Origin of the sequence: Rhodococcus sp. NPDC057014, assembly GCF_042673295.1 — a bacterium.
Lineage (GTDB): Bacteria > Actinomycetota > Actinomycetes > Mycobacteriales > Mycobacteriaceae > Rhodococcus_F.
On record NZ_JBHUSF010000019.1, the window covers coordinates 1 to 25,707 of the forward strand.

Genomic DNA, 25,707 nt, shown 5'->3' on the forward strand with positions numbered 1-25,707 from the left:
TGCACGGCGTACCGTCACGTCCTCGACGGGGGTTGAGATGGACATCAGAGGTACCTCCATGATCGTGGAACTCGAGCTGCAGGCCCGGTCCGTTGCGGATCCCGAGCCGATTACCGCGGGCGTCGGGTGGGGACTCGGCTCCGGGTGGGGACATCGCGGACCTCTCACCGTCGACGCGATGTCGATGAGAGGGCCGCGACAGTCAGCCGGGGTGCGGTCCGGGCAGTGGTATCGGTCTTACTTGGCCGTCGACAACTGCGGGAGGGCCGCGGCGGCCGCCGAGATGGCCGCTGCCGCCTCCGGATCGAGGTCGAGGGTGGGCTTGCGGCACCTTCCCACGGGGAACCCGACGGCGTCGAGAGCGGTCTTGACCGCGGCGTTGTAGGGGGCGGCCGTGATGGCGTCGATGAGCGGGTAGATCTGTGCCCACTCGCGTCGTGCACGGTCCAGGTCGCCGTTCTGCAGGGCCTGGTGGATGGAGACCAGATGGGCCGGAATCACGTTCGCCGATCCCGACATGACACCTGCGGAGCCCTCGGTGAGGGCGGCCAGGAACAGGCTGTCCCACCCGACGAACGTCGAGATGACGTCACTGTGGTTGTGGATCAGTTGCCCGGCGTACGCCATGTCGGCGCTGGTGTCCTTGATGTATCGGAAGTTGTCGGTCTCGGTGGCGAGCCGCCGGACCAGGTCGGGTGTCAAGGGGACGCCGGTGGCGACGGGGAGGTTGTAGAGCATGATCGGAATGCTGACGGCGTCGGCGACGGTCCGCAGGTAGTGCACGGTCTCCTCGGTGGTGAGGGGCTCGTAGTACGGGGCGACGACCATCAGCACCGATGCGCCGGCGGCCTCGGCGTGCTTCGACAGTTCCACGGCTTCGGCGGTGCTGACGGCTCCGGTCTGGGCGATGACCGGCACGCGGCCGGCGGTCTGATCGATGACGGTCTCGACGACCGTGCGGCGTTCGGCGTTGCTGAGGGCGGCGAATTCGCCGGTCGACCCGCAGGCGACGACGCCGTCGACGCCGCCGTCGATGCTGCGGTCGACGACCCGGCGCAGCGTGCTCGCGTCGATCTGTCCGTCGGGGGCGAAGGGAGTGGTCAGGGCGGTCAGAATTCCATGCAGCTGAGCGGTCATGGGGATACTCCTTGTGTTGCGGCCGGGTGAGGGGCCGGTGGCGGGCGGCTGTGCTTTGGGTTGTGGTCAGTTGGCGGCGGAGACCGGGCTCAGCAGGCGATGGGCGGGACTCTGCCGGTCGGTGGCCAGCAGGCTCTGAACCTCTTGTGCCGCGGTGAGTCCGGTGCCGATGGCGCTTTCGGTGTAGAGGCTGCCGAGGTAGTCGCCGGCCAGGAAGACGCGGCCTCCGCGTCGGGTCAGGGTGGGCTGCAGCTTCGCCCGGCCCGGGAAGCAGTAGGGTGCCCCGGTTGGGAACTTGTGGACCTGCGACTCGACGACCGTGTCGGCGAAGCCGGGCAGGATGTCGTCGAGATCGTCGAGGTAGGTCTTGATGATCTCGTCATCGTCGCGGTCGAGGAGTGAGCGTCCCAGGCTTGCCGGGGAGAACGTCATGAGGCTGCTGCCGGGCTGGCGTTCCTGTTCGTACCCGCGAACGATGTTCGACATGTTCAGCAGCACGTTGAACGATCGCTTCGGGGTGGCGATGGCGTAGGAGTTGTCCCAGACCTGGCGTTCGGTCTCGTTGGTGAGGAACGCGGCGCTTACATGGGTTCCGTACTTGACTTCGGACAACGCCTGGCGGATGTCACTGTCGAGGTCGACGGCGATCTTGTGGCTGACGGTGGCGGGGGTGGCCAGCACGACCGAGCGCGCTTCGACCTCCTTCTCGATTCCGTCCTGACGGTAGCGGACGACGACGGAGTTCTTCTTGTGCACGATCTCCTCGACTGCGGCGCCGAGTTGCACCCGGTCGCCGAGCGCGGCGGCGATGCTCCCGGTCAGGGTCGAGGGGCCACCGACGATGCTCTGGGTCAAGCCGCCGCCGATGCCCCATACGAGGCTGAAGTACCCGACCCCGGCACCGGCGGAGATCTGGTCCATGTCGCCGGAGGAGCGGGTGACGGTGGGCTTGAACAGGGCCTCGACGTCCTCGGGCAGGTCCCCGACGAAGTCGGCGAAGCTGCGGTCGTTCATGAAGTCGTAGACCCGCTGCTGGCGGGTGGCCTCGTCCTCGCCGGGGCGCAGGCCGACGATCTTGGCGTATTTGGCGACCGCCAACCCCACCTTGGCGCCGGACTTGAGCACCCCGATCCGGGAGGACATCGACATCGGCACCCGGAACGGGTAACCCTCGACGCGGCCGTTGAGTAGCAGTGTGCCGTTCATCGCCAGCCCGGTCAGCGATCCGGGGACCGCTACCGAGTCGACGCCGGTGTCGCCCAACAGCCATGCGGTCGAGGAGTTTCCGCCGGCGTAAACGTGACCGCCCCAGTTGAGCCAGTACGGTCCTCGCCGCTCGGAGCGGATGCGGCCGCCGACCCGCTCGTCGGATTCGAGCAGGACAGTGTCCCAGTGACGCAGCCGCCAGCCTGCGGCCAGCCCGGCGATTCCGCCTCCGACGATCACGACGTCTTTCATCGATGTACCTTCCTAATTTCTCTGCCAAGCGTGGGTTCGGCCGGGCGGCCGGTGAAGAGTTGAGGGGCCCCAGCACTGCTGTCGGGTCGACCTCCGGGGGTTCAGGCGGCCGGTTCGACGGTGCCGGCACTGTGTTGGCCGGTCTTCGTCGGCAGCGAGGCACTGTCGCTGAGACTCAGATTGCGTGTCTCCGGCGCCCACAGCACCGCCGTCACCGCTCCGATGATCGTGATGCCTGCGGCGATGAGCATCGTCGCGCCGATACCGAGGCCGGTCAGCGACAGCGGGACCAGATAGGTTCCGACTGCGGCCCCGATCCGGCTCAGCGACGAGGCCAGACCGACGGCCGAGCCTCGCACCTCGGTGGGGAAGAGTTCGTTCGGGTACACCCATTGCAGAATTTGGGCCCCACCGATGAGGACGGCGTACGCGCTGAAGAGTACGAGTACCACCGCGGTGGAGGCATTCGGGAAGGCCCCGAGCCCGAGCAGAGCGAGTCCGGACCAGACGAAGCTGTGAATCAGCAAGGGGCGGCGGCCTATTCGATTGACCACTAGGACGGCGGCCACGCAGCCGATCATGAACATGATGGTGATGACGGCAGAGCCGAGGTGGGCGAGGTCACCTTCGAGGTTGAGGGCGGACAGGATGGCCGGCGCGAAGGCGTAGACCGCGAACAGCGGGATGATCGAGCATGTCCAGAATGTCGTCACGAACATCATCCGCTTGAAGTAGCCGCCGCGGATCAGGGCGCTCACTTTCAGGTTCTCCCCGGTTTCTTCGTCCGGAAGGTCGTCGACGGTCACCCCCGGCCCGAAGACCTTCGCCAGGGCGGCATTTGCCTCTTCGATGCGGCCTCGCTTGAGCAGCCAGCGGGGGGATTCCGGTGTTCCGAATCGGGCGAGGACGATGATGATCCCCGGCACCGCGGCGCTGGCGAGCATCCATCGCCAGCCGTTCTCGTCGACACTGAGCAACAGCTCGCCCACGATATAGGCGACGGCGGCACCGACGAACCACATGGTGGTGAAGAATCCGATGAGGGGCCCGCGGTAGCGGCGGGGGGCGAACTCGGCGAGCAGTGAGGTCGCGATGGGATAGTCGGCGCCGACTGCCATGCCGATCAACAACCGCAACACGAACAGCCAGACCGCGTCCTCGACGAAGAACTGGGCGATCGAACAGACGATGATCATGCCCAAGTCGAGGGTGAACAGCACCTGTCGACCGAAACGGTCGGTCAGCCAGCCACCGGCGAAGGCGCCGAGGAGGATTCCGACGAGCGAGGAGGCACCGATCAATCCCTGTGCCGAGGTGGACAGGTCCAGATGTGGGGTGAGCTGGACCATCGCGACGCCGATGATGCTGAGCACGTAGCCGTCGAGGAACGGTCCACCGGACGAAAACAACGCCAGCCGTTTGTGGAAGGGCGTCAAGGGCGAGTCGTCGAGCGCATTGGTAGTCAAGGTGATCTCCTCGATAAGCCAGGGGAAAGTCGGGGTTTCGCTAAAAGGGCCGAGCGACGGAGCGTCCGCGGTCGCCGATTGAGGCGTGTGAGCTGTGCCCTCACCTATCGGTGGGAGCCGGACCCACATCTGTGCGGCACAGCGTTGAGATGAACGTCGAACCTCCGAGGACTAATTCGCGATCTCCGTACGGGGGAAGCACCGGAGGTCTTCGGCCACCTACCGAGGTACGCGGGGTCGTGCAGTTGATGGCCACGAGTATGTGTCGCTCAACTCACATTGCGCGCGATGCGCGCACGAAATCGACATTGATGAGTCATAAATCAAGTCCTATAGTGTGACGATGCCGAACAGCCTTCTGCAGATCACCGATCGGGATCGCGCAACGCTGACCCGGATGGCGGTGGCAGCGCAGTCGACACGCAACCAGGCTTTGCGAGCGGAGATCGTGCTCGCCTGCACCGAGGTCAGCGTCGCCGAAGCAGCGCGCCGCACCGGGGTGAGCTTTCGTACCGCGATGCGGTGGAAGCGGCGGTTTCAGGACGACGGACTGGCCGGGCTCGACGATGCCCAGCGCCCGGGACGACCGCGGTATCCGGGGGAGGTCATGCACGAGATCTTGACCACGTCGCTGCTCGAACCGCCCGCCGGGAAGTGGACGACCCGTTCGGTCGCCGAGGCCACCGGGATCAGTCAGACGATGGTCAGCCGGATTCGGCGACAAACGTTCCCGCCGGCCCGACCAGGCGACGCGCCGATGCTGGCCGACCAGAGCGCGCTGCTGGCGTTCGTCCACATCGACCCCCATCGCCGCATCCTCGGCTTCTACGCGCCCGCCGAGACCCGGGGGGCACACCGGCGGCGCCGGTCGCCATCCACCTCTGTCACCGATCCCCTCGAGACGGTGCTGTGCGCGGCCCTCGCCGGCGAGAAAGGCACCCACCGCCTCGCGCCGACCGAGGCAACCACCACACTCTTTCGCCGGGCGATCGACGGCGCTCCGACCGATCGCAGCATTACCCTGTTTCTGGATTTCACCCCCGACGCCGCAGCGGAACGGTGGCTCTCCCGCAATCCCCGGATCGACGCGGTCGTTGTTTCCCACGACCTGTGGCTTGCGCAGCTGCACTCACTCGCCGACAACATCGACACCCGCCAACTGCCCGAACTCCTCGAAGTCCAACGACGCATCCGGTCGTGGTATCGCCAACCGGAGGGGCCATTCACCTGGTCCCGCATTGTCCCGATTTTCGGTTCATTGACTCAAATTGTCACACGAGAAGAGGGGGCGTTACCGGCACAGTCTGCCGTCGTCCGCGGCCTGTATGAGAGCATGGCCGACGGAACACTTCACGCCGGCGGCAAGATCGCCGAGCGCAAGCTCGCCACCCGCGTGCAACTGCCCCGCAGTGCCGTCGCCGACGCGCTCAAGCAGCTCGCCGACGAAGGACTGATCAACCAGGACGACAGCGGGCGCTCCTGGATCCCTGCCCCTACCGAACGCGATGTGTCGGAGACCTACACCGCCCGGGCATTCCTCGGCACCACCCTGATCCGCAGGCTCGCCGCCAGCGACGAACCACTTCCCCACCGCCTCGATGCCCTCCACGACGAAGTCGTTCGCCACGCAGCCGAGGGCACCAGTCTCATCACAGGATTCATCGACCTCGATCTGCAAGACGAACTGGCCAGGGCCGCGCACATGCCGAGAACGGAGGCGATGTTCGTACGCCTCACCCTGCAAGTCCGGCTGTTCGTGACCACGATGGGCTTGAACTACCAATATCCCAAGGACGACATCGTCGAAGGCGGGCGCCGGCTCCTCGACGCAATCCACGCACACGACGTCGACGCCGCATTAGCAGCGTGGCGCAGTAAGGTCGACCACGCTGCCCACTACATGCTCGAACAACTCGCCGGACCCACACAACGATGAGTCGAGTCGGCAACAAGAACAGGATCTGCCGACACGCCGGAAGTGATTACCATTGGAATCGAGCGGCGAAATATGTTGCAGCTTAGTATGTTTTGCAACATTCAATGAGCCGGAATGCAAATGTTCAACCCAGATCAGATGAAATGGTTCAGCCGCTACCCATTACCACCGGGTGAGAAGTGCCCCTGCGGCGCACACTAGTGTCCCGCGTCAGAAATTCGTGAGATATATTTGGCGAGGGAATCGAGGATCTCCTCGGCGGTCTTGTGCCAGACGAACGGCTTCGGGTCATCGTTCCAGGTCTTGACCCAGTTGCGAACTCTTTCTCCAGTGCTGCAACGCTTTTGTGTACACCACTGCGGAGCAGCTGATCGGTCAGGAATGCGAACCATCGCTCGACCTGATTGATCCACGAGGACCCGGTCGGGGTGAAGTGGACGTGAAAACGTGGGTGCTTGGCCAACCAGTCGCCCACTGCCGGCGTCTTGTGGGTGGCCAGGTTGTCGCAGACGAGATGCACGTCCAACTCGTCGGGGACGGCCTTGTCGATCGCGGTGAGGAACTTCTTGAACTCCACGGCCCGGTGACGTCGATGAAGCTCGGAGATCACCGTGCCGTCGGCGATGTTGAACGCCGCGAACAGGCTGGCGACGCCGCTGCGGGCGTAGTCATGACTGCGCCGTTCCGGCATGCCGGGCATCATCGGCAGCACCGGCTGGGAACGGTTCAATGCCTGCATCTGGCTCTTCTCGTCCACGCACAGGACGACGGCACGCTCGGGCGGATTATGGTAAAGGCCAACAACATCGACGACCTTGTCCACGAACTGCGGATCCGTGGACAGCTTGAAACCGTCGGTCAGATGCGGTTTGAGTTCGAACTTGCGCCAGATCCGGCCGATCGTCGACGGTGACAGGCCGGTGCGCTTGGCCATCAAGGTACGCGACCAGTGCGTCGCATTGGCCGGGGAGGTTTCCAGTGTCGCGGTAACCACGTCTTCGACCCGGTCCAGCAAGATCGAGGGCGGACGACCCGGTCGAGGTTCGTCGACCAAGCCGTCGAGGCGTCGGTCGACGAAGCGCCCGCGCCATTTGTTGACCGTGTTGGCGGATATCCCTAGGTCTGCCGCAACTTGCTTGTTTGTCATCCCCGGCTCCGCAGGCCAACACGATCCGCGACCTCAGTGCCAACGATTGTGGGGTTTTCGCTCGCCGCGACCATCGAACGAGTTGTTCGCGTTCGTTATCGGTCAACATCAACTCAGCCTTCGGGCGTCCGGTTCGAGGCATGCCTCAGGATATCAAGTTAAAGCACGAATTTATGGCGTACGACACTAGTAGTACTTTGTTGCGCGACCAGGGAATGGAGGTGACCTTGTGTAGGTGACCTGTGTTCGTAAGCTCGTCGTCGCTTGCCGGTGTGAGTCCGGTCCGGGTAACTGTCAGGGGGCCCGGTAGCAGACTGGCGGCTTCGTGGGAAACCGGCGGGGTCGAAGCCCAGTGTCGAGAGCCCTTCAAAGGGGGAGCAACCGATCGGTCCGTAGCATGAAGCGAAGCCTGCGGCGTCGTTAACTACCCGCCTTCGGGTGGGCACAGGGAGTGCCGAGCCGGCAGCATCACGGTGAAGGCCATGGAAGACGCTGAAGACCTGAATGTGCAGGCGTCGAAGAACTCCCCGGCGTATGGGGTGCGGAACGTTCGGATAGTGACGGCGGGAACTGGTGAGGCCTCCCCGGCCCGGCGACCTGCGGAAATATGTCGCCGGAGGGTGGTGCCCTATAACCGATGACCTCGGGAAATGGGTGGCCTGTCGGGAGGGAGTCGGAGGCGGTCGTAGTACCGATCGAGCCGAGCGGACTACAGAACCGTCGGTGAGGGAAGGGCCGCTGCTCCGTCGATGTGTCGTGTTCGTTGAGAGGGGCCTGGTGAGTGCCGGTGATGGCTAGTTCCGCCACGGTGGGGTCCGGGTTGGACCCGGTTCGAGATCCTCATCATGCGCTTTACCGGGCGGCCAAGGCCGATCCCCGGCGACGGTTCCATTCGTTACGGGACAACGTCTTCCGCAGAGACGTTCTGTGGCGGGCGTGGGTGGCGGTGCGTGCCAACAACGGCGCACCGGGTGCCGACAAGACCACTCTGGCCGAGGTCGAGCAGTACGGGATCGAGCGGCTGCTCGACGAGTTGGCTGCGCAGTTGCGGGAAGGAGCGTATCGGCCGTTGCCGTTGCGGGAGAACCGCGTGTACGGATTGACGGGCGGGAGCTGGAAACGGAACCAGATCGGCCACGGTTGAGGAGAAGAACGATCACGTCGACGCGGTGGACCTGCACCGGCCACGCGCCCGGCGACCTAGCGGTGACCGGGGACACGTTGAGGTAGCCCTGATTCGGTGACGGTGTCGACCGCGGCTTCGGCGGCGTGCCGTGCGGCGAACCGCCCGGAGTCCGCGGGCGAGACAACGAACACACCAAGCAGAAATATCTGAAACTCAGAGTCGTAGAAAACGCTCGATTAGGCCCGCGATCCTAACCAGAAGTCGAGAACCGCAGTGCCGCGTCCACGGAGGCGCCGCCCGGCATCAACTGATCCGGTAATCGAGCGTTCACCTGGCGTTCGATTTGAGGTACCGCGTTCTCGTATTTCGACGTCACCTGTTGAGGATTGAATCCCGGTGTCCGTGTCACACGGAGCTTTGCCCCTCAACGAAGGACATCATGCGTATTCATGCCGTGCCCATGGGCATACTGGGTCTCACCGCCCTACTCGCACTTTCCGGCTGTCAGGTTTCCGGCACCGGCAGCGAGAATTCCGCCGTCGCGCCTATCACGATTGCGACACTCCCACTCGGTGATGACCCGACGACCGCCAACCCGATTGAGGTCCTCGGTGAGCTGCTCGAGAAGGAGACTGGCCGGGAGGTCGAGATCGTCGATGTGCCGGACTATCTCAGCGTGGTCGAGGCGATCAGATCCGACCATGTCGATATCGGGTTCATGAGTGGGTTTCCTTCGGCCCTTGCGGTGAACACCGGCGACGTCGACGCGCTCGTGGCCTGGGAAGGCAACGGTGATCCGGTATCGACGTGCGTCGTGCTCGATGATTCGCCGGTGCAGACAGTGGATGATCTTCGCGGCAAGACGATCGCCTTCGCGGATCAGGCGTCGAGCAGCGGGTACTTCATGCCCGTGTACATGCTTCATGAAGCCGGCCTTGAACAGGGGGAGGATTTTGAGTCCGTGTTCTCGGGCGGGCACGAGGGAAGCTTCGCGGCCCTTCGTCAGGGGCAGGTCGATGCGGCATGTACAGCGATCGTGCTGACGCAGCGCGCAGCGCCGGCGTTCCCGTTCGCAGCGGGGGAGTGGCGCGCAATCGGGGAAAGTCCTTCGATGCCGGTGATGGCCACCGTGCTGGCGAGGCAATCGCTCGACGAACCCACACGCGTGTCGCTGCAGGAGGCGCTTCCGAAGGTGTTCGCGGAGGAAAATAGGGAGGCACTCGGTGCCATGGCGTCCGGGACCGTCGGCCACCCCATGATGGCGGATCCCGATCCCGCGGTGTTCGGCCCCTTCGTCGACATCGCCGCGGTTGCCGGTGTGGACCTGGGAGACCTCAAGTGAGTGGTATGCCAGCCATCCCGGTGCTGGAGCCCGTTCCGGTAGGACCTACCGCTGTGGCACCCGTCGTGACGGTACGTGATCTGCAGGTCGCCTACGGCGAGCACACGATTCTGCGCGGCGTCAATCTCGATATCCACCCGGGTGAGATGGTGGCATTGCTGGGGTCGTCAGGATCGGGAAAGTCAACGCTCATGAAGAGCCTGACGGGCTTTGCCCCTGTCACCGGTGGCGTCGCACAGATCGCAGGTCACGATCTCACCGCTCTGCGGGCGGGTGAACTGCGGCGACTGCGCGCGAAGGTGGGACAGATATTCCAACAGTTCAACCTCATCCCGCGGATGAGCGTGCTGAACAACGTGCTGACCGGTGCACTACACCGTGCCGGCCCGCTCAACCTGGTCGGCGGATTCACCAGCGAGCACCGCACCCTCGCACTGCACTACCTCGACCGGGTCGGCCTGTCACACAAGGCAAAGAGCCAGGCGCGCACGCTGAGCGGCGGCCAACAGCAGCGCGTTGCGATCGCTCGCGCCCTCATGCAATCACCTCGCGTGATCCTCGCCGATGAGCCCGTCTCGTCTCTTGATCCGAAGCTCGCCGACTCCGTTCTCGGACTTCTGCGCGACATCGCCAGCGAGCACGCCATCCCGGTGCTGGTCAGTCTGCATGTGCTTCCACTCGCGCTCACGCACAGCGATCGCATCATCGGACTCCGGGGCGGCGAAATGCTCATCTCAGCACCCACCGCCGACCTCGATGCAGACAAGCTGTCCGTGCTGTACCACGAGGAGGACCCGCGATGACCGCGACCTCACCTGACCTGTCTCCCGCCGCAGGCCGGCGGACGGGGCGGGCGCCCGACGTACTCGATCCCGCCGAACGTCGACGCCTCGAGCGCGCGTTCTCCATCCCGCGGACGCGCTTCCTCGCCGGTGTTCCGGTAGCGCTGGTCGTACTGCTCTGGTCATTTGCGGGAGCCGAGTTCAACTTCACCATGCTCGCCGAAGGCTCGATCAACATGGGCGAGTTCCTGTCGCGGTTGTTCCCGCCCGACTTCGCGAAGCTCGGGACCATCGTCGAACTGCTGGTCGAAACACTTCAGATGGCCGTGGTCGGAACAGTTCTCGGTGCTGGACTGTCGTTGCTCGCCGCGCTCGCGGCTTCCTCGAACATCGCACCCCCATGGCTGTACTACCCCACACGGTGGGCAATGAATGTGATCCGATCGATCCCCGACCTCGTGTTTGCCCTGATGTTCGTCTCGGCGGTTGGTCTCGGACCCTTTGCGGGCATCCTCGCAATGACGCTCGGGTCGGTCGGCTCGATCGGCAAGATCTATGCCGAGGCCATGGAGTCCGTGGACCGCGGCCCCGTCATCGCGATGCAGGCAGTGGGCGCTTCGAAACGCCAGGTAATCAGCTACGGGATTCTGCCACAAGCCGCCCCCGTACTCGTGTCGTACACACTGCTGCTCTTCGAGGGCAATGTGCGTGGAGCCACCATTCTCGGGCTCGTCGGTGCCGGCGGCATCGGACTCGAACTCACCACGGCGATGCGGATGTACGACTACGGACATCTCAGCGCCATCATCATCTGCATAATCGCGCTCGTCACGGTGATCGACCAGTGCAGCGCACTCATCCGAAGGAAAATCACCTAACCATGACCGTTGACATCGTCCCGACCGTCCCCGTCAATCTGCGTGATCTTGGCGGCATCCCGATCGCCGGAGGCACACTGCGCACGGGGTTGGCGATCCGCGCCGACGACCTCTCCCTCGTCACGGAGGAGGCGGCACGCGAACTCGTGAACGGCGGCCTCTCCGCTGTCATCGACCTCCGCACCAACGACGAGGTCGCGATCACCGGACGTGGCCCCCTCGCAGAGCACCGAGTTTCGTATCATCACCTGTCACTCGTGGCGAGCGTCCATTCCGATCTCCCCACGTCCGACGAGCGCGCGTTCGTGCTCGAGTACGCGGCGATCGGGGAGTTGTATGTCCGCCTGTTCGAAACTGCAGCACCACAGCTAGCGAGCGCACTGTCGATCATCGCCCTGACACCGGGCGCAACGGCCTTTCACTGCGCCGCCGGACGCGACCGCACCGGTGTCCTTGCTGCTGCGCTTCTCCTCGCGCTCGGCGCCACCGACGAACACATCGTCACCGACTACGCCCGTACCGATGCGAACATGGCCGCCGTCCTGGAACGCCTGCGCCCCAGAACCTCGCTACTCATGCAGCGACTCGGCGTTAACTGGGATGGCACGACGCAATTTCCGAACGAACCCATGGATGTCTCAATGCACATCCTGCTCAACGAATTACGAGCGCGCCACGGCGATCCGCTTACCCCGCTTCGCGCCGCCGGCCTCAATGACGCAACGATCGCACGGCTGCGTGAGCGGGCACTCACCGCATGACGACGCTCGACGATGCCGCGCCCGCGCCCGCTCCGCGCGAGAACCACCGCGGGCGCGGCCCCGGGCGCCCACGCCACGAGGAGATCGACGGGCAGATCCTCCACGCGGTCCTCGAGCTCATAGACATGGGCACACCCGTCACCGCGGCGCACATCGTCGAGCGAAGCGGCGTCGGTCGCGCCGCCATCTATCGGCGCTGGACATCACTGAACCACCTCATTGCCGCAGCTCTCGACGTCGGCATGATCGACCACCCGCCGATTCCGACCGATGGGGACCTCCGCCAAGCGATCCTCGACTTCCTCACCGGAGCGGCGACCAGCGGTGAGGTCGCCGACTATCCGCACGAGCGGTTTCGCCACCGGATCCGGCTCGCCATGACCGATCCCACCCTCCAGAAGGTGTACTGGCAGTCACACACCACCCGCCGGCGAGTCGTACTCGAAGAGGCATTGCGTGCGGGCATCGACCGGCGGATGCTTCGGCCAGACCTGGACGTGGAGGCGTGCTTCGACCTCATCGCCGGTGTCTCCTACTACCAAGTCGTCGCACGCGGCGAACGGATCGACAGTCCCGAGACCCAGGCGCGGATACACGCGGCGTACGAAATCGTCCTCGACGGCATATTTATCCGCGACCCCCGCCTCGACAGCCCTCGCGGTGGTGACGATCTCGCATGAGCGGCGCAATACCCTCATCACCGGTCACGAGCTGCGACTAGCACGAATCTGTCCAAGCGAGGGGCGAACACCGGTGGTAGGCAACGCCTCGACTTCCGAGCCGACCCGCTCGGCCAGGACCGCAATTTCGTACGCCGCCTGCCAGATGTCGCAGTTCGCGGAAGCCGCCACGGCGAGCTGGGATCCATCCCCGTGTGAAGAGACACCGAGGATGTCCAATCGGAAGTTGTCCACGGCGTTGCCGCTGGAATGCCGGGTCGGTGTGCCAAATAACCTGTCCAATGATCGAAAATCGTCGGTCTCCGTGCGGGTCGTGTCAGTGACGTTGTCCAACGCGGAAGCCGGGCCAGAGCAGTCCTCGTGTGGAGATAAGGGGTCTGGACCTGCGGCGAGGACAGGCAGCGAGCACGGTCGGGGCTTTTCGCGAGGAGGGTCTTCAGCGGCTGGCCGGATTCGGCGCGGGCCTGGTGTGTGTACCGCACTGTTCGCTTGGTGGCTGTCGATACCCGATTCATTTCTATGTCGGCAACTGCGAACCGCTCGCCGCCGGGTAGCGACTGGGTTCGATCTCCGGCTTGTTGCCGCACGCCAGGCTTGGCGACTGATGCAATTTCTCTCGACTGCTGAACGGACGGCGTGGCTATCAGCGCGGGAATCCGCGCGGGCAGGAAGGTGCCGAGTGTCCGACGTAGCGCTCGGTCCGGGTGCTCCAACAGTTGCACCGGGACCGAATCGCGCGGGCAATTTACCGGCCAGGAGTGGAACGCATTGCCGCGTAAGCAGCTACCTTCTTCGAGGAAAACCGGCCCAGATGCCTACGGACGTTTGCGTCCGGACCGCCGACCCACCGAGTGGACACCAGGTGGAGTAGTCGGCAGTAGAACTCTTCCGGAGTGAGCCCGAATTCCGCCAGGATCTCATCATCCCCGCCGCCGTAGTCGATCCACCGGGTTGTGTACTCAAGCATGCGTTGTTCTTGGTCGTTCATTTCATCCTCATGCACGAAGTGACATCCGTACGGACATCACGCCAGTTTGTCGCGTTCTGCTACGTCGTCGGGCTCAGGTGCGAGTGGCTACTTCCTCATCGACGGGCTCCACATCTGCGGCCGGTGTGGGCCGGCGTCGGATAACGGCCAGCACAATGCATGCTGCGCCGATGACGAGCAGACCGAGGGGAATGTATTTTTTCGACAAGCGACAGCATCGTGCTCGCGGAGGAGGCCGCGGCGGCCGCCTCTGTAACCGAGGCCTGGGTGAGCTTGGCGTCGATCGACATCACCGGCATCAGTGGGACGGGGCGACCGTTGAGATCGATGTTGGCAATGATCTGCTGTTTAAGCGAGCCGTTGACCGGGGTGCCGGTGACTGTGTCCGCGGCAAGGGTTGCCTGGGTGTCTGCGTCGTATGTCAGCGATACCGGATCTGCAAGCTGCTCGAGTGCGGCGGTAACGCTCACTCGGGTTTGCTCAGGTAACAGGGGTGTCAGGGATCTGAGCAGCGATTTCGGAAGTGCTTTCGGGAGCGTTTCTGCTATGGCAGGGTCTTGCAGAGCGCCCTGGGCCGCAATCGCGTAGTTATAGGTGGTGCGTCCGGCGACCTCTCCGCTGTCGACGAACGTCATCGGAACCGTCGTTCGGGTGGCCGAGTCGTAGTACCGATAGCCGGACGAGGGGGAAGAGTGCAACGGAAGCGAGATCGTCAGACCTGAGTGTGATTCAACCGCCCGGTCGGTAGACGGTGCCCTGTCCAACGTCGACCGGTTCAAGGCGTACGTGTGGTTGTTGGGAATCGATCCTGCGGGGGTGTGCACTGTCGTGTCGTCGTGCGTGATGGCGGTGTCGCCGGATGTGCTCCACACGTACACGTGCCGATCGATAGTGATGGGTACCCCGGTTGCGATCGCGTTGGCGAGGTCCCCGACCTGCAGTGCGTCAGGGTTGAGCAGATTTGCGGTGCCTTCGTACTGAGCTGTGCTGTCGAGGTCGCCGGGAAGCCTCGTTGCTAGGGGGACCAAGACGAACCGGATTGCGGCCGCCGCTAGGAAGAGCAGCATCCCTATCGCGATAAGTATTTTCGAGGAGCGTCGAATTACCACTGTGTCTCCTTGCCGGGTTTCGGCAGATGTGGGAGGGGTGGGGCTATCTGGCTACGCCGTCCGAATAGGGTTCGCGGCTGAAGTTGCGCCGCGACCGCAGGTACGAGGCACGCCGCGAGGGTTTCAATGAGGCAATCTCCCGTGCTCGGTCGCAGCGACGGGCAGCCGAGCTCACGAGGGATCGGTGCACCGTGCCCTGAATGTGCGGGACGCGTTCAATGTGGATGTGCTTTCACCCCTTTGCGGTTTCGAAATCGGAGTGCCGCTCGTTCAACGACATCCGTTGGTTCATCACTGTTCTCTTGCCGCATCAAGCACTGATCTGGTGATGCTGATCAGGCTTGTATGCAACTCTTTTCGAAGTGACGCGCGATGAGACCTCTGCTGAGCCGGAATTCGTCTCACCGCGCATGAAGACGCTGAGTGCCTCGAGTGGTGTCTGAAATGAGAGGCCACGGTGAAGCAACAAGCAGTTTCGATCTCGGCGTGGTCGATGTCGGCAAAAGATGTTCGAGGGTGTCCGATGTGGGGCGACTGGACATCGTTCTATCGTGAAGCGGCTCTACCGGGCGTGGGTGGGATGGAGTTCTGTGAGTTTGCGGCGCATCAGCTTTCCGGATGATGTCGTGGGGAGGGCGTCGACGAAGACGACTTCGCGGGGCCGTTTGTAGGCGGCGAGGTGCTGTCGGCAGTGTTCCAAGATCGATGCGTCATCGACGTCGGTGTCGGGTGTGGCGACGATGTAGGCCACCGCGACTTCCCCTTTCACCTCGTCCGGGCGTTTGCCGACTGCGACCATCGTCACCTGGGGATGCGAGCTGATGACGCGTTCGATCTCGGCCGGGTACACGTTGTAGCCGGCGGTGAGGATCATGTCCTTGAGTCGGTCGACGACGAAGAAATGGCCGGTGTCGTCCACGTACGCGACATCACCGGTGCGGAGCCACCCGTCCGGACTGAGGACCTCCGCGGTCGCATCTGGGCGACCGTAATACCCGAGCATTACCAGCGGCCCGCGCACCATGAGTTCACCTGGCGTGCCGACGGGCACTTCACTCAAGCTGCCGTCGATGGGACCGATCTTGATCTCGATACCTGGCAAGGAAACTCCGATCGACCCCGGTACGGGAGGAGCGTAAACGGAGTGGGTGGCGCCGAGGCCGGCGATCTCGGTCATGCCCCAGAGTTCGAGCATCGGCCCGGCGACACTGGCCTGCCAGCGTTCGGCCAGGCTCGGGCTGAAGGTCTGCCCGCCGATGGTGCTTTTGCGCAGACTCGACAACTCGGCCCTGTTGAACGAGGGGTCGGCCAGCATCATCGAGTACATCGCGGGGACACCCTCGAACATCGTGGCGCTCTCATCGGCGATCAGACGTAGAGCGTGAGCTGCGTCGAACCGTTCCATCAACACGACGGTTCCGCCGGCCAGGAAGGTGCTGTTAATGGCGACGTTGCCGTAGACGTGCGCGGCGGGAAGGGCGGTGACCACGATGTCGTCGTCGCGGCGACCGTGCATGGTCGCCGTCAGGGCGCAGTTGAGCAGTACCGCCTGGTGCGTCTGCATGGCGCCCTTCGGGTGTCCGGTGGTCCCGGAGGTGTACCCGATGCAGCACAGGTCTTTCGGTGTCACCTTCTGTGCCGGTGTGGGCGACGTGTGACTGGCCGAATCCAGGAACTCTGCCCACGAGACGGCGTTCTCGGGTGCCGCACTGGGACCGTTGAGGACGCAGAACAGTTCGACCGACGCCACAGCCTGGAGCGCACCTTCTACGGTGTCCGCCTGTGCGGACCCGGCGAACACCGCCTTCGCACCGCAATCGCCGAGGACGTAGGACAGTTCGGGGCCTGTGAGCATCACATTCACCGGGTTCACCACCGCACCGGCTTTGAGGGCGCCGTGGTAGCTGACGATCCATTCCCAACTGTTCTGGCCGTACAGCGAAACGACATCTCCGGGCCCGATATCGCGGGCTAGCAGGGCTGCGGCGACCCCGTCGGAGAGGTGGTCGAGTTCTCGGTAGGTCAGCCTGCGGTCGCCGACCACCAACCCGACCTTGTCGGGGTGGCGGGCGGCAGCGAACGGGAGAATCTGACCGGGGCTGACCGAGGGAAGGGCCGCGGGGTGGAGATCACTCACTGCTCTGCGCTTTCGGTTTCGGTTTCGGTTTCGCGGGAGTAGGTGTCGAACGTCAAGACGGCCTTGGTGACCTCGCCGCGGTGGACTGCGTCGAGGGCGTCGTTGATTCGTTCGAAGGGGAAGGTGGTGATCAGTTCGTCGAACGGGAACCGCCCGGCCTGATACAGCTCGATCATGCGGGTGACGAACTCGGCGGGGATGGCGTCGCCCTCGATGACGCCGACCAGGGTGCGGCCGAACAGCAGGTGCCCTTGATCGATCGTGATCTCGTTGGACATGCCCTGGAAACCGACGGTGGCGCAGACACCGGGGGACTGCAGGCATTCGAGAGCGCTCCGCAGTACCGCCGGCAGGGCGATGCAGTCGACCGAATATTGGGCGCCGCCGCCGGTGATGTCACGGACCCGGGCGGCGACATCCTCGGTGGCCGAGTTGATCGTGTGGGTGGCGCCGAGCTTGGTTGCCTGCTCGAGGCGGGACTGCTGGATGTCGACGGCGATGATGGTGCCGCAGTCGGCGGCCACCGCGGCGAGCAGCGCGGCCAGGCCCACCGAGCCGACCCCGAAGATGACGATCGAGGAGCCGGTCTCGGGCCGCAGGGTGTTCAGGACTGCGCCGGCGCCGGTCTGGATGCCGCACCCGAGCGGGCCGAGCAGTTCCAGGGGCAGGTTGCGGGGGACTTTCACGCAGTTCTGCTCGTTGGCGACGGCGTGGGCCGCCCAGGACGACTGTCCGAAGAAGTGGCCACGGATCGGTTCGTTGCCGTGGGCCAGTGCGGTGGTGCCATCGATACGGGCCCCGACCAGGTTGAGCTCGACGAACTGCCGGCAATGCATCGGCACATTGTGTTCGACGCAGTTGTCGCACACGCCGCAGAAGTTGTAGGACAGCACCACGTGATCGCCCGGGGCGACGGTGGTGACCTCGGATCCGACTGCGTCGACGATGCCGGAACCTTCGTGCCCCAACACGATCGGCGACTGATCGGGTCCATGGCCTGCGATAACACCCAGATCGGTGTGGCAGATTCCCGAGCCGACGACCCGCACCAGCACCTCGTGCGGGCGCAGGTCGTCGATGTGCAGTTTTTCCAGCGTGAGCGGGCGGTCGGAGGAGCGCAGAACAGCAGCGGTGGTATCCATCGATGTGTTTCTTTCTTGGTGGGGCGGGTCATCGGTGCAGGAACGGCCGGATGCGGGTCAGGAGACGACGTTCCGCGCCTTGTTGAGGGTGATGGTCTGGTTGTTGGTGTATTCGGCGAGCCCGTGCAGGGAGTTCTCGGCACCGATACCAGATTGCTTGTGGCCGCCGAACACCTGATGGGGGGAGTACTGGTGCACTTCGTTGAGCCAGACGGTGCCGGCCTCAAGGCGACGTCCGATCCGCTCGATCGCCTCGAGGTCCTGACCCCAGACCGTTGCGCCGAGGCCCCAGATGGTGTCGTTGGCCCGGGCGATCACGTCGGCCTCGTCCGTCCAGCGCAGCAGCGGCAGGATGGGACCGAAGGGCTCCTCGGCGACGAGGCGGGAGTCCTCGGGCGGGTTGTCGACCAGGGTGACGGGCACGAACCAACCGCCGGCGTTCGGGTCGATCTCGCCGCCGAGCGCGAAGGTGTATCCGTTCGCGGCGCAGTCGTCGAAGTATTCGCCGACCTTTTCGTACTGCTGCAGGTTCTGGATCGGGCCGAGCTGGGTGTCGGCATCGGCTCCGTTGCCGACCTTGACCGTCCGCGCGTACTTGACCAACTCGTCACGCACGGCGTCGTACACGCTGTCGTGAATGTAGATGCGTTTGGCGGCATTGCAGAACTGGGCGTTGTTCTGGAAGGCGGCCCAGAAGATCTGCGGCGCCACCTTGACGGGGTCGACGTCGGCGAGCACGATCGCCGGGTCGTTGCCGCCCAGTTCGAGGGTGATCCGCTTCAACGTGCCGGCGGCCGAGCTCATCACATGGCGCCCGGTCTCGGTGCTGCCGGTGAAGGCGATCTTCGCGATGTCGGGATGATTGGTCATCCACTTGCCGAGGTCGTCGTCGCCGCTGACCGCGCTGAGCACACCGGGGGGAAGTAGGTCCTGGACGAGTTCGACGAGCTTGAGGTCGCACAGCGGGGTGAACGGTGAGGGCTTGACGATGATCGTGTTGCCGGCGACCAAGGCCGGCGCGATCTTCCACACCGCCAACAGGATCGGGAAGTTCCACGGCACGATCGCGCCGACCACGCCGAGCGGTGTGTGGCGGCTGATGACCCGGCGTTCGGAGTCGTCGACGAGGATCTCCTCGTCCAGCGATTGGGTGGCGATCTCCCGGAACCACGCGACGGACCCGTACACCTCCCACTCCGCCATCGGCCGCGGTTTGCCCTGTTCGGCGGTCAGCAGTGCGAGGAATTCCTCGGCGTGTGCCTCGAGTCGGTCACCGATCGCCGCCACGATCGCCTGCCGCTCCTCGAGTGGTGTCGCGGACCAGGTGACGAACGCGGTCTTCGCGGCCGCTACGGCGGCGTCGAGGTCGGCGCGCGAGGCGACCGGCACCTGGGCGATGATGTCCTTGGTTGCCGGGTTGTAGACCGGCGCGGTGTCGGCGGTGGTGACGGGGTCACCGCCGATCGTCATCGGGAACTGCGTGTCGAGGTTGACTCGGGGCTGGGTGTGAACGGTCACCAGATTCGTCCTTTGCGAGTAAGGCTGACTCCCCACTGGAGTGGCCCCACTCACATTTGTCGATCAGGGACGGTTCAACTGTTCCGATTACGAACACCCGGCCGCGGCACCGACTCCGCGATTCCGTACCGGCGCAGACGGTCATAGAGCGTCGTCCGTCCGATGCCGAGTTCTGCTGCGGCAGCGGCTCTGTTGCCGTTGGACGTGCGCAGTGCGGCGACGATCGCGTCCCTTTCAGCGGTTTCCATCAAGGTCAGTGTCCGGGCAGTGCTGGTGTTCATTCGCACCGTGCCGGGGAGATCGTGTTCGATGATCATTCCGCGTTCTCGGCCGCGGGCGCCATACTCGAGAACGGCTCGCAGTTCGCGGATGTTGCCCGGCCACGGTTGCGCGGCGAGAAGTTGGAGGGCCGAGGGGGCGAGCTCGACGGTGGATTCGGGAAGTAGTTCCGCCAGAACGGACTTGGCGACTGAGGCAAGCTTGTGCGGGTAGGTGCGCAGCGGTTGCAGCTCGTGCCGGGTCAGGGCCAGTGACGCGAGAGCGCGGTGTGGTGTGCTCAATTCACCGAGCGGTGCGCTGGTCATGACGACCTGGTTGCGGCTGACCCGCACCGGTCCGGCGAGCTGACCGGCCAACCACGCACTGACAGCGTCGATGTTGTCGATCACGACCGAGCGGCCGTCCTCGCGCAAAGCTGAGCGCACGTCAAGGAACCATTGCTGTTCGTCCCCGATCGCCTCGGCGGCGTCGAAGACCGTGCACCCTGCGCCGCCGATCGTCCGCGCGGTGGTGGTTCTGCCGGTCCCCGGCTCCCCGGTGATCAAGATGGTCCGGGACAGGCCGGTCGGAGTCGGTTCATTCTCCGGTGTGCTGACCGCGGGTGCGGTGCGGGTCCAGGTGGGCCCGGGCATGCTGGTTCTGGCTTCTTCGGTGATCTCGAAGAGCGCGCCACCGTGACTGCCGGCGACGGCCCTGGCCCGGACGGACACTTCGGCACCGGAGGAGAGGGTGAGCGAGCATTCGACCGGCGCGGTCCCGGGAAGATCGGCTGCGATGGCACGCAGGGCGACGTGGTCGGTTCCCTTGACGAGGTCGACCGCTGCGGAGTTTGTCAGCACCAGATTCTCGCTGAGGGCGACCACCGCGTACCTTCGGTGGTTTGCGTGGGCCTGGAATTCGGCGAGGAGCTGCTTCTCCGCCACCCGTGATCCTTCGAGCAGACGTTCTTCGATGTCGCGGGCCGCACGCATCAGGAAGGGCCCGAGCAGCGTGGTCGCGTCGGCCACGGGGCCGGAGACGTCGATGACGCCCTCGAGCCGGTGGGTGACCGGATGGACGATCGGAGCTCCGTAGCAACAGAAACACCGCAGCGCCTCGAGGAAGTGTTCCTCACCGGTCACCGCGATCGGCCGCCGGAGCTCGAAGGCGGTGGCCAACGAGTTCGTCCCGCTCACCTCCTCGAGGTACTGGAAGCCGGGAACGGCGAGGACGCGGTCGAGGGCACGGCCGATCGTGCTGCTGGTCACGCGTCGGTCGACGATGCGGGAGGTCCGGTCCGCGAGGAGTATCGAAAATCGGGTGTCCGCCAATTCGTCGACCATTTTGTCCAGGACGGGACCGGCGGCGATCGTGAGGGTGCTGCGCACCTCGATGTCACCGATCGCGGTTTCGCGGACCTCCATTCCGGGGTCGAGGCCACTCATCGTGGCGCGGTGCCATGCCAGCTCGATTTCCGGTCGCCGGCCGAACGGCTGGTCTCGGGACTGCTCAGGTGTCATCATTGCTCCACTCACCGCGTACGGGAATCCGCACGTGAGGCGCTTGCTTCCATGTTGCCGCTCACGTGGCCATCGGCGCCATTCCCGTGAGCATCAGGAGGCCCGAAGCGACGGCGACCTTCGCCTGATTGCCGATCGGTCGGCGACGAGCAAGAACGGGGTACAGCACGATCGCCGCCCAGCACGTCAATACGAGCGGGCCCAACCAAATTGAAGGATCCATCATCGTCCTACCGAGAGACTCTGCATGGTCGTGGGACAACCGATGAGCATGAGTGGGCAACGCCGCAGAGTTCGTCGACGCAGGGGCAACGAACAGAAGAATCACGGCCATCGCGGTCAGGTCGGCTGCGCAGGGTAAGGCAATCGAGCGGTCCGCCATCTCGCCGGTGACCCACATCGCGAGTGCAATCAGGAAGCAGCCCATGCCCAGGTTTGCCCAACCCGACGTCCCCCCGGGAACGAGCATTGCCGCCATCGCCACCACTATCGCGATGTGCGAAATCCATAGCCTGTGTTGCCGCAGCTTCGCACACGCCAAAGGGAGTGCGGCACCCACAACGCCGAGAAGCATGAGCGTATGAATCAACGGGTGGTCGTGCATTGGAACCCTCGAACTTCGCTTGATCGACTGCCATCAATTCATGCTGGCCCGGACCGCTTCCGAAACGAACACCGAGCGGATCAGGACCATGCCGCCGGCAGCTTCCACCGTCATCGCAAGATCGACGACAGTCGGACAATCAGCTCATCCTCGTCAACGGCATCGGTGAAGTGCGTGACGTACGCCCCGTCCGGGCCGAGGACATAAGTGAACGCCGAGTGCGGCATCTGGTAGCTGTCCGGGTCGTCCGGGTCGGCGACCATGGTGGAAAACACTCGGAAGGATTTCTTGGCACTGTCGATCTGCGCCGGTGTACCGGTCAGGCCCGTGAACCGCGGATAATCGGCCGAGAGGAAGCCCTTCATCACCTGCGGGGTGTCCCGTTCCGGGTCGACGGTGATGTAGAGCGGCTGAATACGGTCGGCGACTGAACCCAGGCGGTCGAGCACCGTCGACAATCGGTGCAAAGCCCGCGGACACACCATCTTGCAATGAGTGAACCCGAAGAAGATCACGACGTATCTGCCGCGGTAGGTCTCCTCGTTGACCGTGCGCCCGTCGTGGTCGACGAGTTCGAATGTTCCACCGATATGTCGTCCGGTGACGCTGTTCGTCGTCTCATTCATGGTCAGTTCCCGCTGCCGAGGACACATCGAGGTGAAAGGTGCGCGGCGCACCGGCGGCCAGCTGAATCTTGATTCCGGCTTCGACACGCTCGATCTCGATGCCGCCGTCGGCGGGGCCTGTTGTGATCGGTTCGCCGGCTCGCCCCGTCGCTAGGACAACTCCGTTCTCCGTCAACGACCACTGCTTCCTGTCTGCGACGTTGCCGAGGACGATCGACCCGTCTCCCTCGCGCTCAGCATGTCGCTGCACGCGGAAGGTCAGCCTGTTCGCGTCGGGAGCGAATCGGGCCTGGCTCACGGCGATGTCACCGGCCACTTCGGTCAGGGACGGTTCGGTGAAATGCGCTGTGCTCCAAGGATCGTTGTACAGCTGTCGCATACCGTCCGGCACATTGAGACGGGCGTATCCGAGCAGGGTGTTGCCGGTCAGCGGTTCGATCTTGGTGCGGTTGCCGTGGTCGTCGGCCTCGGTGTCGTTTCGTGGGTAGTACAGGCCTCCGTCGCGCCAGGTGGGGTTCATGTATCGGTCGGCGTGAGCGAGGAGTCCGTCGAGTGCGGCGGTGTCGCCCATTTCCGATGCCCACGTCGCGACCCATCCGAAATCGCAGGTGTCGTTGATGACGGTTTGGCCCATCACCTGCATGTCAGGTGGGGTCCGCACGGATTTGGTGTCGTCCGGGCCGTCGACGAGGAGGTCCTTGATCTGTTGGGGGTAGTGGGCGTGGACGAACTCGCTGTTCCACGTGTTCATCAGCGTTCCGCACCAGGCGTCGATCCACGGGGCCTGGGCGTCGTTGGGGAAGAGGGTGCCGGAATCCTGGGTGAGCATCATGTTGTAGTGGCCGGTCGAGTCGAGTCTGCCCAGTTGCGCCCAGGCTTGTTCGTAGCTTCGAGTGACCTCGGCTGCGACGTTTTCGCCGGTCACCAGATCGTGCATGCGGAAGCCGATGATCGCGGGTTGGTTGCAGATCTGGAAGGTGCAGTTGGGTTCGCAGGCGACGCCGAGGTAGCCGCTCTCGACCATCTGCCAGTAGAGGTGCTCGTTGAGGGAGTGTTCGTCGTACTCGAATCGTTTCGGTTCGCCGCCCCAGAAGAAGGACCAGTAGTCGAAGGCTAGGGCGCCGGGCTGTGCGTACCGGTCGTCGCCGAAGAGATGGTGATACATCAGGGTCATGGACTGCACGTAGGCGCTGTACATGATGTTGTCGCGAGCGACCGGGTTCCACTCCTCATGGTAGTTCTCGGCCAGGTGCGCATTGAACACCGCACCGCCGCGGCTCACGTCGCGCCAGTACAGCCACGCCTCGGGCATCAGAATCTTATCGATAAGACGTTCGAATACGGGTTTGAACACACCCGGCGCGTTCGGCAGCCGATGGACATGCGCCAACGCGAGCGCGTACGCCATATAGGCAACTTGGAACCGTATGCCGCCGAAGTCGAACTGGCCGATTCCCTTGCCCTGCATCAACGACCAGTCGTTCGGCAGTTGCCGGGACAGGTTGTCGAAATGCCGGATGTGACCGAGCTGCTCCGCGGTCAGTACATCTTTGATATCTCTCCTGTCCGACAGCTCTGGCATGCTCTTCAGTGACGACACGACTGGTCCCTTCTTGGAGTGCTCGTCCATCGAGGCATGTTCTGATCGTGATGCCGCGAGGAACGTTTCTTAGGGGGTGCTGGGGATATGACTCGTCCTAACCAACATCCATGGTAGTGACCTGATTCACAATGCCGGGTTTCGTGGCGAGAGAGTGTTCTGATTGCGAACACTACGGCTCGAGGGGCCCGCGCCGGCTTCGATCATGCCGGTGTCGCTCTTGGTGGAAGCCGTTCGCGCAGAGTTGACGTCGCCGGCGACGCTCGGCACCCGTGCCGGTCTGAGGGCGGCAGGATGGCTGCCACCTCTTCCGGGTGGTTCGGGTGGTCTCTCCCGGTCGGGGCGCACGTTGCGGCCGCATGCGGGGAGTCATCGTTCGGCATTGTGTTGTCGTTCTCGTTGTTTCGTGAGCTGTGCGTAGCTAATAGTTAACTCGGTGAGTTGGTGCTATGGGGCAACGGATTACCGCCCGTTGGCGTGAATTCCTCGCGAAAGATCAGGCGCGGGGACATGCGTCGACGCTTGAACGCCTTCACTGCAGCCGTCACCATGGGTGGAGGGCCGCAAATGTAACCGGCCATTCCTCGACAGGTCGCAAAATCTTCGAGTACGGCATCGGTTATGAGGCCATGGGCGCCGGACCATTGCTCTTCGCTTAATGCCGGTCGGTAATGGAAGTGGTCGTACTTTTCGGACAGTCCTTCGAAGAACTCCACATCGTAGAGATCTTGTTGGGTTCGACCGCCGTGGTAGAGGTAGATTTCAGGCAGAAGATCATGCTCGAGGGCGTGCAGGACGATGGATTTGAGTGGAGCGAGCCCTGTCCCTCCGCCGACGAGGATCGTGGACTCCTGGCGTGGCTCGAAACAGTTGAACTGTCCCAGCGGCCCACGGAGTGCCACCTTCTGGCCTGGTTGCAACGACGAGAAGATCCAACCTGCCGTTGCGGCGCCTCCGGGTGTGAGACGAACATGGAACTCGAGTAGTTGATCCTGCGACGGTGGATTCGCCATCGAATAGTGTCGCGAGATGGGTGTTCCTGGAATGTCCAATGCACAATACTGTCCCGCATTGAACTTCATCGGCTCGTCCAGTTCGATCAGTAACCTACGTGTTCCTGTCGCGATGTCATCGAGTGCTACGACCGTACCGTGGTAGTCCCGCAGCGGGTGGTGGGGAGCCGCGTCGTCTGTTTGATCGACGGGTTCGATAACGAGGTTTGAACATGCAGAGGCGGTACAGGCCAGCGCCAAACCCGTATCGCGTTCCTCGGCTGTCAAGGTGTATTCCGGCGATGCGTTGTGCGCGACTTCGCCCTGCAGCACGCGAATCTTGCATGTTCCGCAGGTTCCCTGGGTGCACGAGTGCGGTAACCATTCATTTGCGCGTAGTGCGGAATCGAGGATGGTTTGATCCTCTGCGGCGTAGAATTGTGCGTTCGTTTTCTGATTTTCAATGCTGTACTCGACGGCCATCGGCTGTTCTCTGTTGC

General features: G+C 63.9%; 20 protein-coding genes and 1 pseudogene. 7 read left to right on the plus strand and 14 right to left on the minus strand.

Annotated features, from left to right (window positions below):
• Positions 1-237: 237 nt before the first annotated feature.
• From dapA to ACFTZB_RS06405, 3 genes are all read right to left on the minus strand, one after another.
• Positions 238-1,137, minus strand: a complete 900-nt coding sequence (dapA, locus tag ACFTZB_RS06395) for a 4-hydroxy-tetrahydrodipicolinate synthase (RefSeq protein ID WP_378430622.1) — start codon at positions 1,135-1,137, stop codon at positions 238-240.
• 66 nt (positions 1,138-1,203) lie between these two features.
• Positions 1,204-2,595 (minus strand): protoporphyrinogen/coproporphyrinogen oxidase, encoded by a 1,392-nt coding sequence (locus ACFTZB_RS06400; RefSeq protein WP_378430623.1) that lies wholly within the window; start codon positions 2,593-2,595, stop codon positions 1,204-1,206.
• A 101-nt stretch (positions 2,596-2,696) separates the two neighbouring features.
• Entirely contained in the window at positions 2,697-4,061 is a 1,365-nt protein-coding gene (locus ACFTZB_RS06405; protein WP_378430624.1) for an MFS transporter, read from the minus strand.
• A 343-nt stretch (positions 4,062-4,404) separates the two neighbouring features.
• Between ACFTZB_RS06405 and ACFTZB_RS06410 the strand changes: the two genes are divergently transcribed.
• Positions 4,405-5,997, plus strand: a complete 1,593-nt coding sequence (locus ACFTZB_RS06410; protein WP_378430625.1) for a helix-turn-helix domain-containing protein — start codon at positions 4,405-4,407, stop codon at positions 5,995-5,997.
• Between the two features lie 197 nt (positions 5,998-6,194).
• On the opposite strand, the pseudogene ACFTZB_RS06415 reads toward ACFTZB_RS06410, so the two are convergent.
• Positions 6,195-7,286: pseudogene (locus tag ACFTZB_RS06415) on the minus strand (IS630 family transposase).
• A 648-nt stretch (positions 7,287-7,934) separates the two neighbouring features.
• Between ACFTZB_RS06415 and ACFTZB_RS06420 the strand changes: the two are divergent.
• The 6 genes from ACFTZB_RS06420 to ACFTZB_RS06445 all read left to right on the plus strand — a co-directional run bounded on the left by ACFTZB_RS06420 (position 7,935) and on the right by ACFTZB_RS06445 (position 12,713).
• The gene (locus ACFTZB_RS06420) at positions 7,935-8,288 is read left to right on the plus strand and encodes a hypothetical protein (protein ID WP_378430626.1); all 354 of its coding nucleotides are present in this window, start codon (positions 7,935-7,937) and stop codon (positions 8,286-8,288) included.
• Positions 8,289-8,709: 421 nt separating this feature from the next.
• Positions 8,710-9,612, plus strand: coding sequence for a phosphate/phosphite/phosphonate ABC transporter substrate-binding protein (locus ACFTZB_RS06425; RefSeq protein ID WP_378430627.1), 903 nt, complete (start codon positions 8,710-8,712; stop codon positions 9,610-9,612).
• 53 nt (positions 9,613-9,665) lie between these two features.
• Positions 9,666-10,415 carry a phosphonate ABC transporter ATP-binding protein gene (locus tag ACFTZB_RS06430; protein ID WP_378430628.1) on the plus strand — a complete coding sequence of 250 codons (750 nt, stop codon included), beginning with the start codon at positions 9,666-9,668 and terminating at the stop codon, positions 10,413-10,415.
• The gene (gene phnE, locus ACFTZB_RS06435; protein ID WP_378430629.1) at positions 10,412-11,272 is read left to right on the plus strand and encodes a phosphonate ABC transporter, permease protein PhnE; all 861 of its coding nucleotides are present in this window, start codon (positions 10,412-10,414) and stop codon (positions 11,270-11,272) included. The genes ACFTZB_RS06430 and phnE overlap by 4 nt, the downstream gene beginning before the upstream one ends.
• 2 nt (positions 11,273-11,274) lie before the next feature.
• Entirely contained in the window at positions 11,275-12,033 is a 759-nt protein-coding gene (locus ACFTZB_RS06440; protein WP_378430630.1) for a tyrosine-protein phosphatase, read from the plus strand.
• Entirely contained in the window at positions 12,030-12,713 is a 684-nt protein-coding gene (locus ACFTZB_RS06445; protein WP_378430631.1) for a TetR-like C-terminal domain-containing protein, read from the plus strand. The genes ACFTZB_RS06440 and ACFTZB_RS06445 overlap by 4 nt, the downstream gene beginning before the upstream one ends.
• A gap of 24 nt (positions 12,714-12,737) precedes the next feature.
• On the opposite strand, the gene ACFTZB_RS06450 is transcribed toward ACFTZB_RS06445, so the two are convergent.
• The 10 genes from ACFTZB_RS06450 to ACFTZB_RS06495 all read right to left on the minus strand — a co-directional run bounded on the left by ACFTZB_RS06450 (position 12,738) and on the right by ACFTZB_RS06495 (position 25,690).
• Positions 12,738-13,046, minus strand: coding sequence for a hypothetical protein (locus ACFTZB_RS06450; RefSeq protein WP_378430632.1), 309 nt, complete (start codon positions 13,044-13,046; stop codon positions 12,738-12,740).
• A 750-nt stretch (positions 13,047-13,796) separates the two neighbouring features.
• Positions 13,797-14,768 (minus strand): porin PorA family protein, encoded by a 972-nt coding sequence (locus ACFTZB_RS06455; protein ID WP_378430633.1) that lies wholly within the window; start codon positions 14,766-14,768, stop codon positions 13,797-13,799.
• 604 nt (positions 14,769-15,372) lie between these two features.
• Positions 15,373-16,947, minus strand: a complete 1,575-nt coding sequence (locus ACFTZB_RS06460) for a class I adenylate-forming enzyme family protein (RefSeq protein WP_378430634.1) — start codon at positions 16,945-16,947, stop codon at positions 15,373-15,375.
• The gene (locus tag ACFTZB_RS06465; RefSeq protein ID WP_378430635.1) at positions 16,944-18,089 is read right to left on the minus strand and encodes an NAD(P)-dependent alcohol dehydrogenase; all 1,146 of its coding nucleotides are present in this window, start codon (positions 18,087-18,089) and stop codon (positions 16,944-16,946) included. The genes ACFTZB_RS06460 and ACFTZB_RS06465 overlap by 4 nt, the downstream gene beginning before the upstream one ends.
• 57 nt (positions 18,090-18,146) lie before the next feature.
• Positions 18,147-19,607, minus strand: a complete 1,461-nt coding sequence (locus tag ACFTZB_RS06470; RefSeq protein WP_378430636.1) for an aldehyde dehydrogenase family protein — start codon at positions 19,605-19,607, stop codon at positions 18,147-18,149.
• 74 nt (positions 19,608-19,681) lie between these two features.
• Positions 19,682-21,385 carry a sigma-54-dependent Fis family transcriptional regulator gene (locus tag ACFTZB_RS06475; protein ID WP_378430637.1) on the minus strand — a complete coding sequence of 568 codons (1,704 nt, stop codon included), beginning with the start codon at positions 21,383-21,385 and terminating at the stop codon, positions 19,682-19,684.
• 61 nt (positions 21,386-21,446) lie between these two features.
• Positions 21,447-21,863, minus strand: a complete 417-nt coding sequence (locus tag ACFTZB_RS06480; RefSeq protein WP_378430638.1) for a hypothetical protein — start codon at positions 21,861-21,863, stop codon at positions 21,447-21,449.
• A 236-nt stretch (positions 21,864-22,099) separates the two neighbouring features.
• Positions 22,100-22,615 (minus strand): SCO family protein, encoded by a 516-nt coding sequence (locus ACFTZB_RS06485; protein ID WP_378430639.1) that lies wholly within the window; start codon positions 22,613-22,615, stop codon positions 22,100-22,102.
• The gene (locus ACFTZB_RS06490; protein ID WP_378430640.1) at positions 22,608-24,245 is read right to left on the minus strand and encodes a hypothetical protein; all 1,638 of its coding nucleotides are present in this window, start codon (positions 24,243-24,245) and stop codon (positions 22,608-22,610) included. Before ACFTZB_RS06490 ends, ACFTZB_RS06485 begins: the two co-directional genes overlap by 8 nt.
• A gap of 398 nt (positions 24,246-24,643) precedes the next feature.
• Positions 24,644-25,690, minus strand: coding sequence for a 2Fe-2S iron-sulfur cluster-binding protein (locus ACFTZB_RS06495; RefSeq protein ID WP_378430667.1), 1,047 nt, complete (start codon positions 25,688-25,690; stop codon positions 24,644-24,646).
• Positions 25,691-25,707: the final 17 nt, after the last annotated feature.

Coding starts and splice junctions, on each gene's coding strand:
- dapA (WP_378430622.1), bottom strand. CDS start 1,137: ATGACCGCTCAGCTGCATGGAATTCTGACCGCCCTGACCACTCCCTTC.
- ACFTZB_RS06400 (WP_378430623.1), bottom strand. CDS start 2,595: ATGAAAGACGTCGTGATCGTCGGAGGCGGAATCGCCGGGCTGGCCGCA.
- ACFTZB_RS06410 (WP_378430625.1), top strand. CDS start 4,405: ATGCCGAACAGCCTTCTGCAGATCACCGATCGGGATCGCGCAACGCTG.
- ACFTZB_RS06420 (WP_378430626.1), top strand. CDS start 7,935: ATGGCTAGTTCCGCCACGGTGGGGTCCGGGTTGGACCCGGTTCGAGAT.
- ACFTZB_RS06425 (WP_378430627.1), top strand. CDS start 8,710: ATGCGTATTCATGCCGTGCCCATGGGCATACTGGGTCTCACCGCCCTA.
- phnE (WP_378430629.1), top strand. CDS start 10,412: ATGACCGCGACCTCACCTGACCTGTCTCCCGCCGCAGGCCGGCGGACG.
- ACFTZB_RS06440 (WP_378430630.1), top strand. CDS start 11,275: ATGACCGTTGACATCGTCCCGACCGTCCCCGTCAATCTGCGTGATCTT.
- ACFTZB_RS06445 (WP_378430631.1), top strand. CDS start 12,030: ATGACGACGCTCGACGATGCCGCGCCCGCGCCCGCTCCGCGCGAGAAC.
- ACFTZB_RS06455 (WP_378430633.1), bottom strand. CDS start 14,768: ATGCTGCTCTTCCTAGCGGCGGCCGCAATCCGGTTCGTCTTGGTCCCC.
- ACFTZB_RS06465 (WP_378430635.1), bottom strand. CDS start 18,089: ATGGATACCACCGCTGCTGTTCTGCGCTCCTCCGACCGCCCGCTCACG.
- ACFTZB_RS06475 (WP_378430637.1), bottom strand. CDS start 21,385: ATGACACCTGAGCAGTCCCGAGACCAGCCGTTCGGCCGGCGACCGGAA.
- ACFTZB_RS06480 (WP_378430638.1), bottom strand. CDS start 21,863: ATGGCGGCAATGCTCGTTCCCGGGGGGACGTCGGGTTGGGCAAACCTG.
- ACFTZB_RS06485 (WP_378430639.1), bottom strand. CDS start 22,615: ATGAATGAGACGACGAACAGCGTCACCGGACGACATATCGGTGGAACA.
- ACFTZB_RS06490 (WP_378430640.1), bottom strand. CDS start 24,245: ATGGACGAGCACTCCAAGAAGGGACCAGTCGTGTCGTCACTGAAGAGC.
- ACFTZB_RS06495 (WP_378430667.1), bottom strand. CDS start 25,690: ATGGCCGTCGAGTACAGCATTGAAAATCAGAAAACGAACGCACAATTC.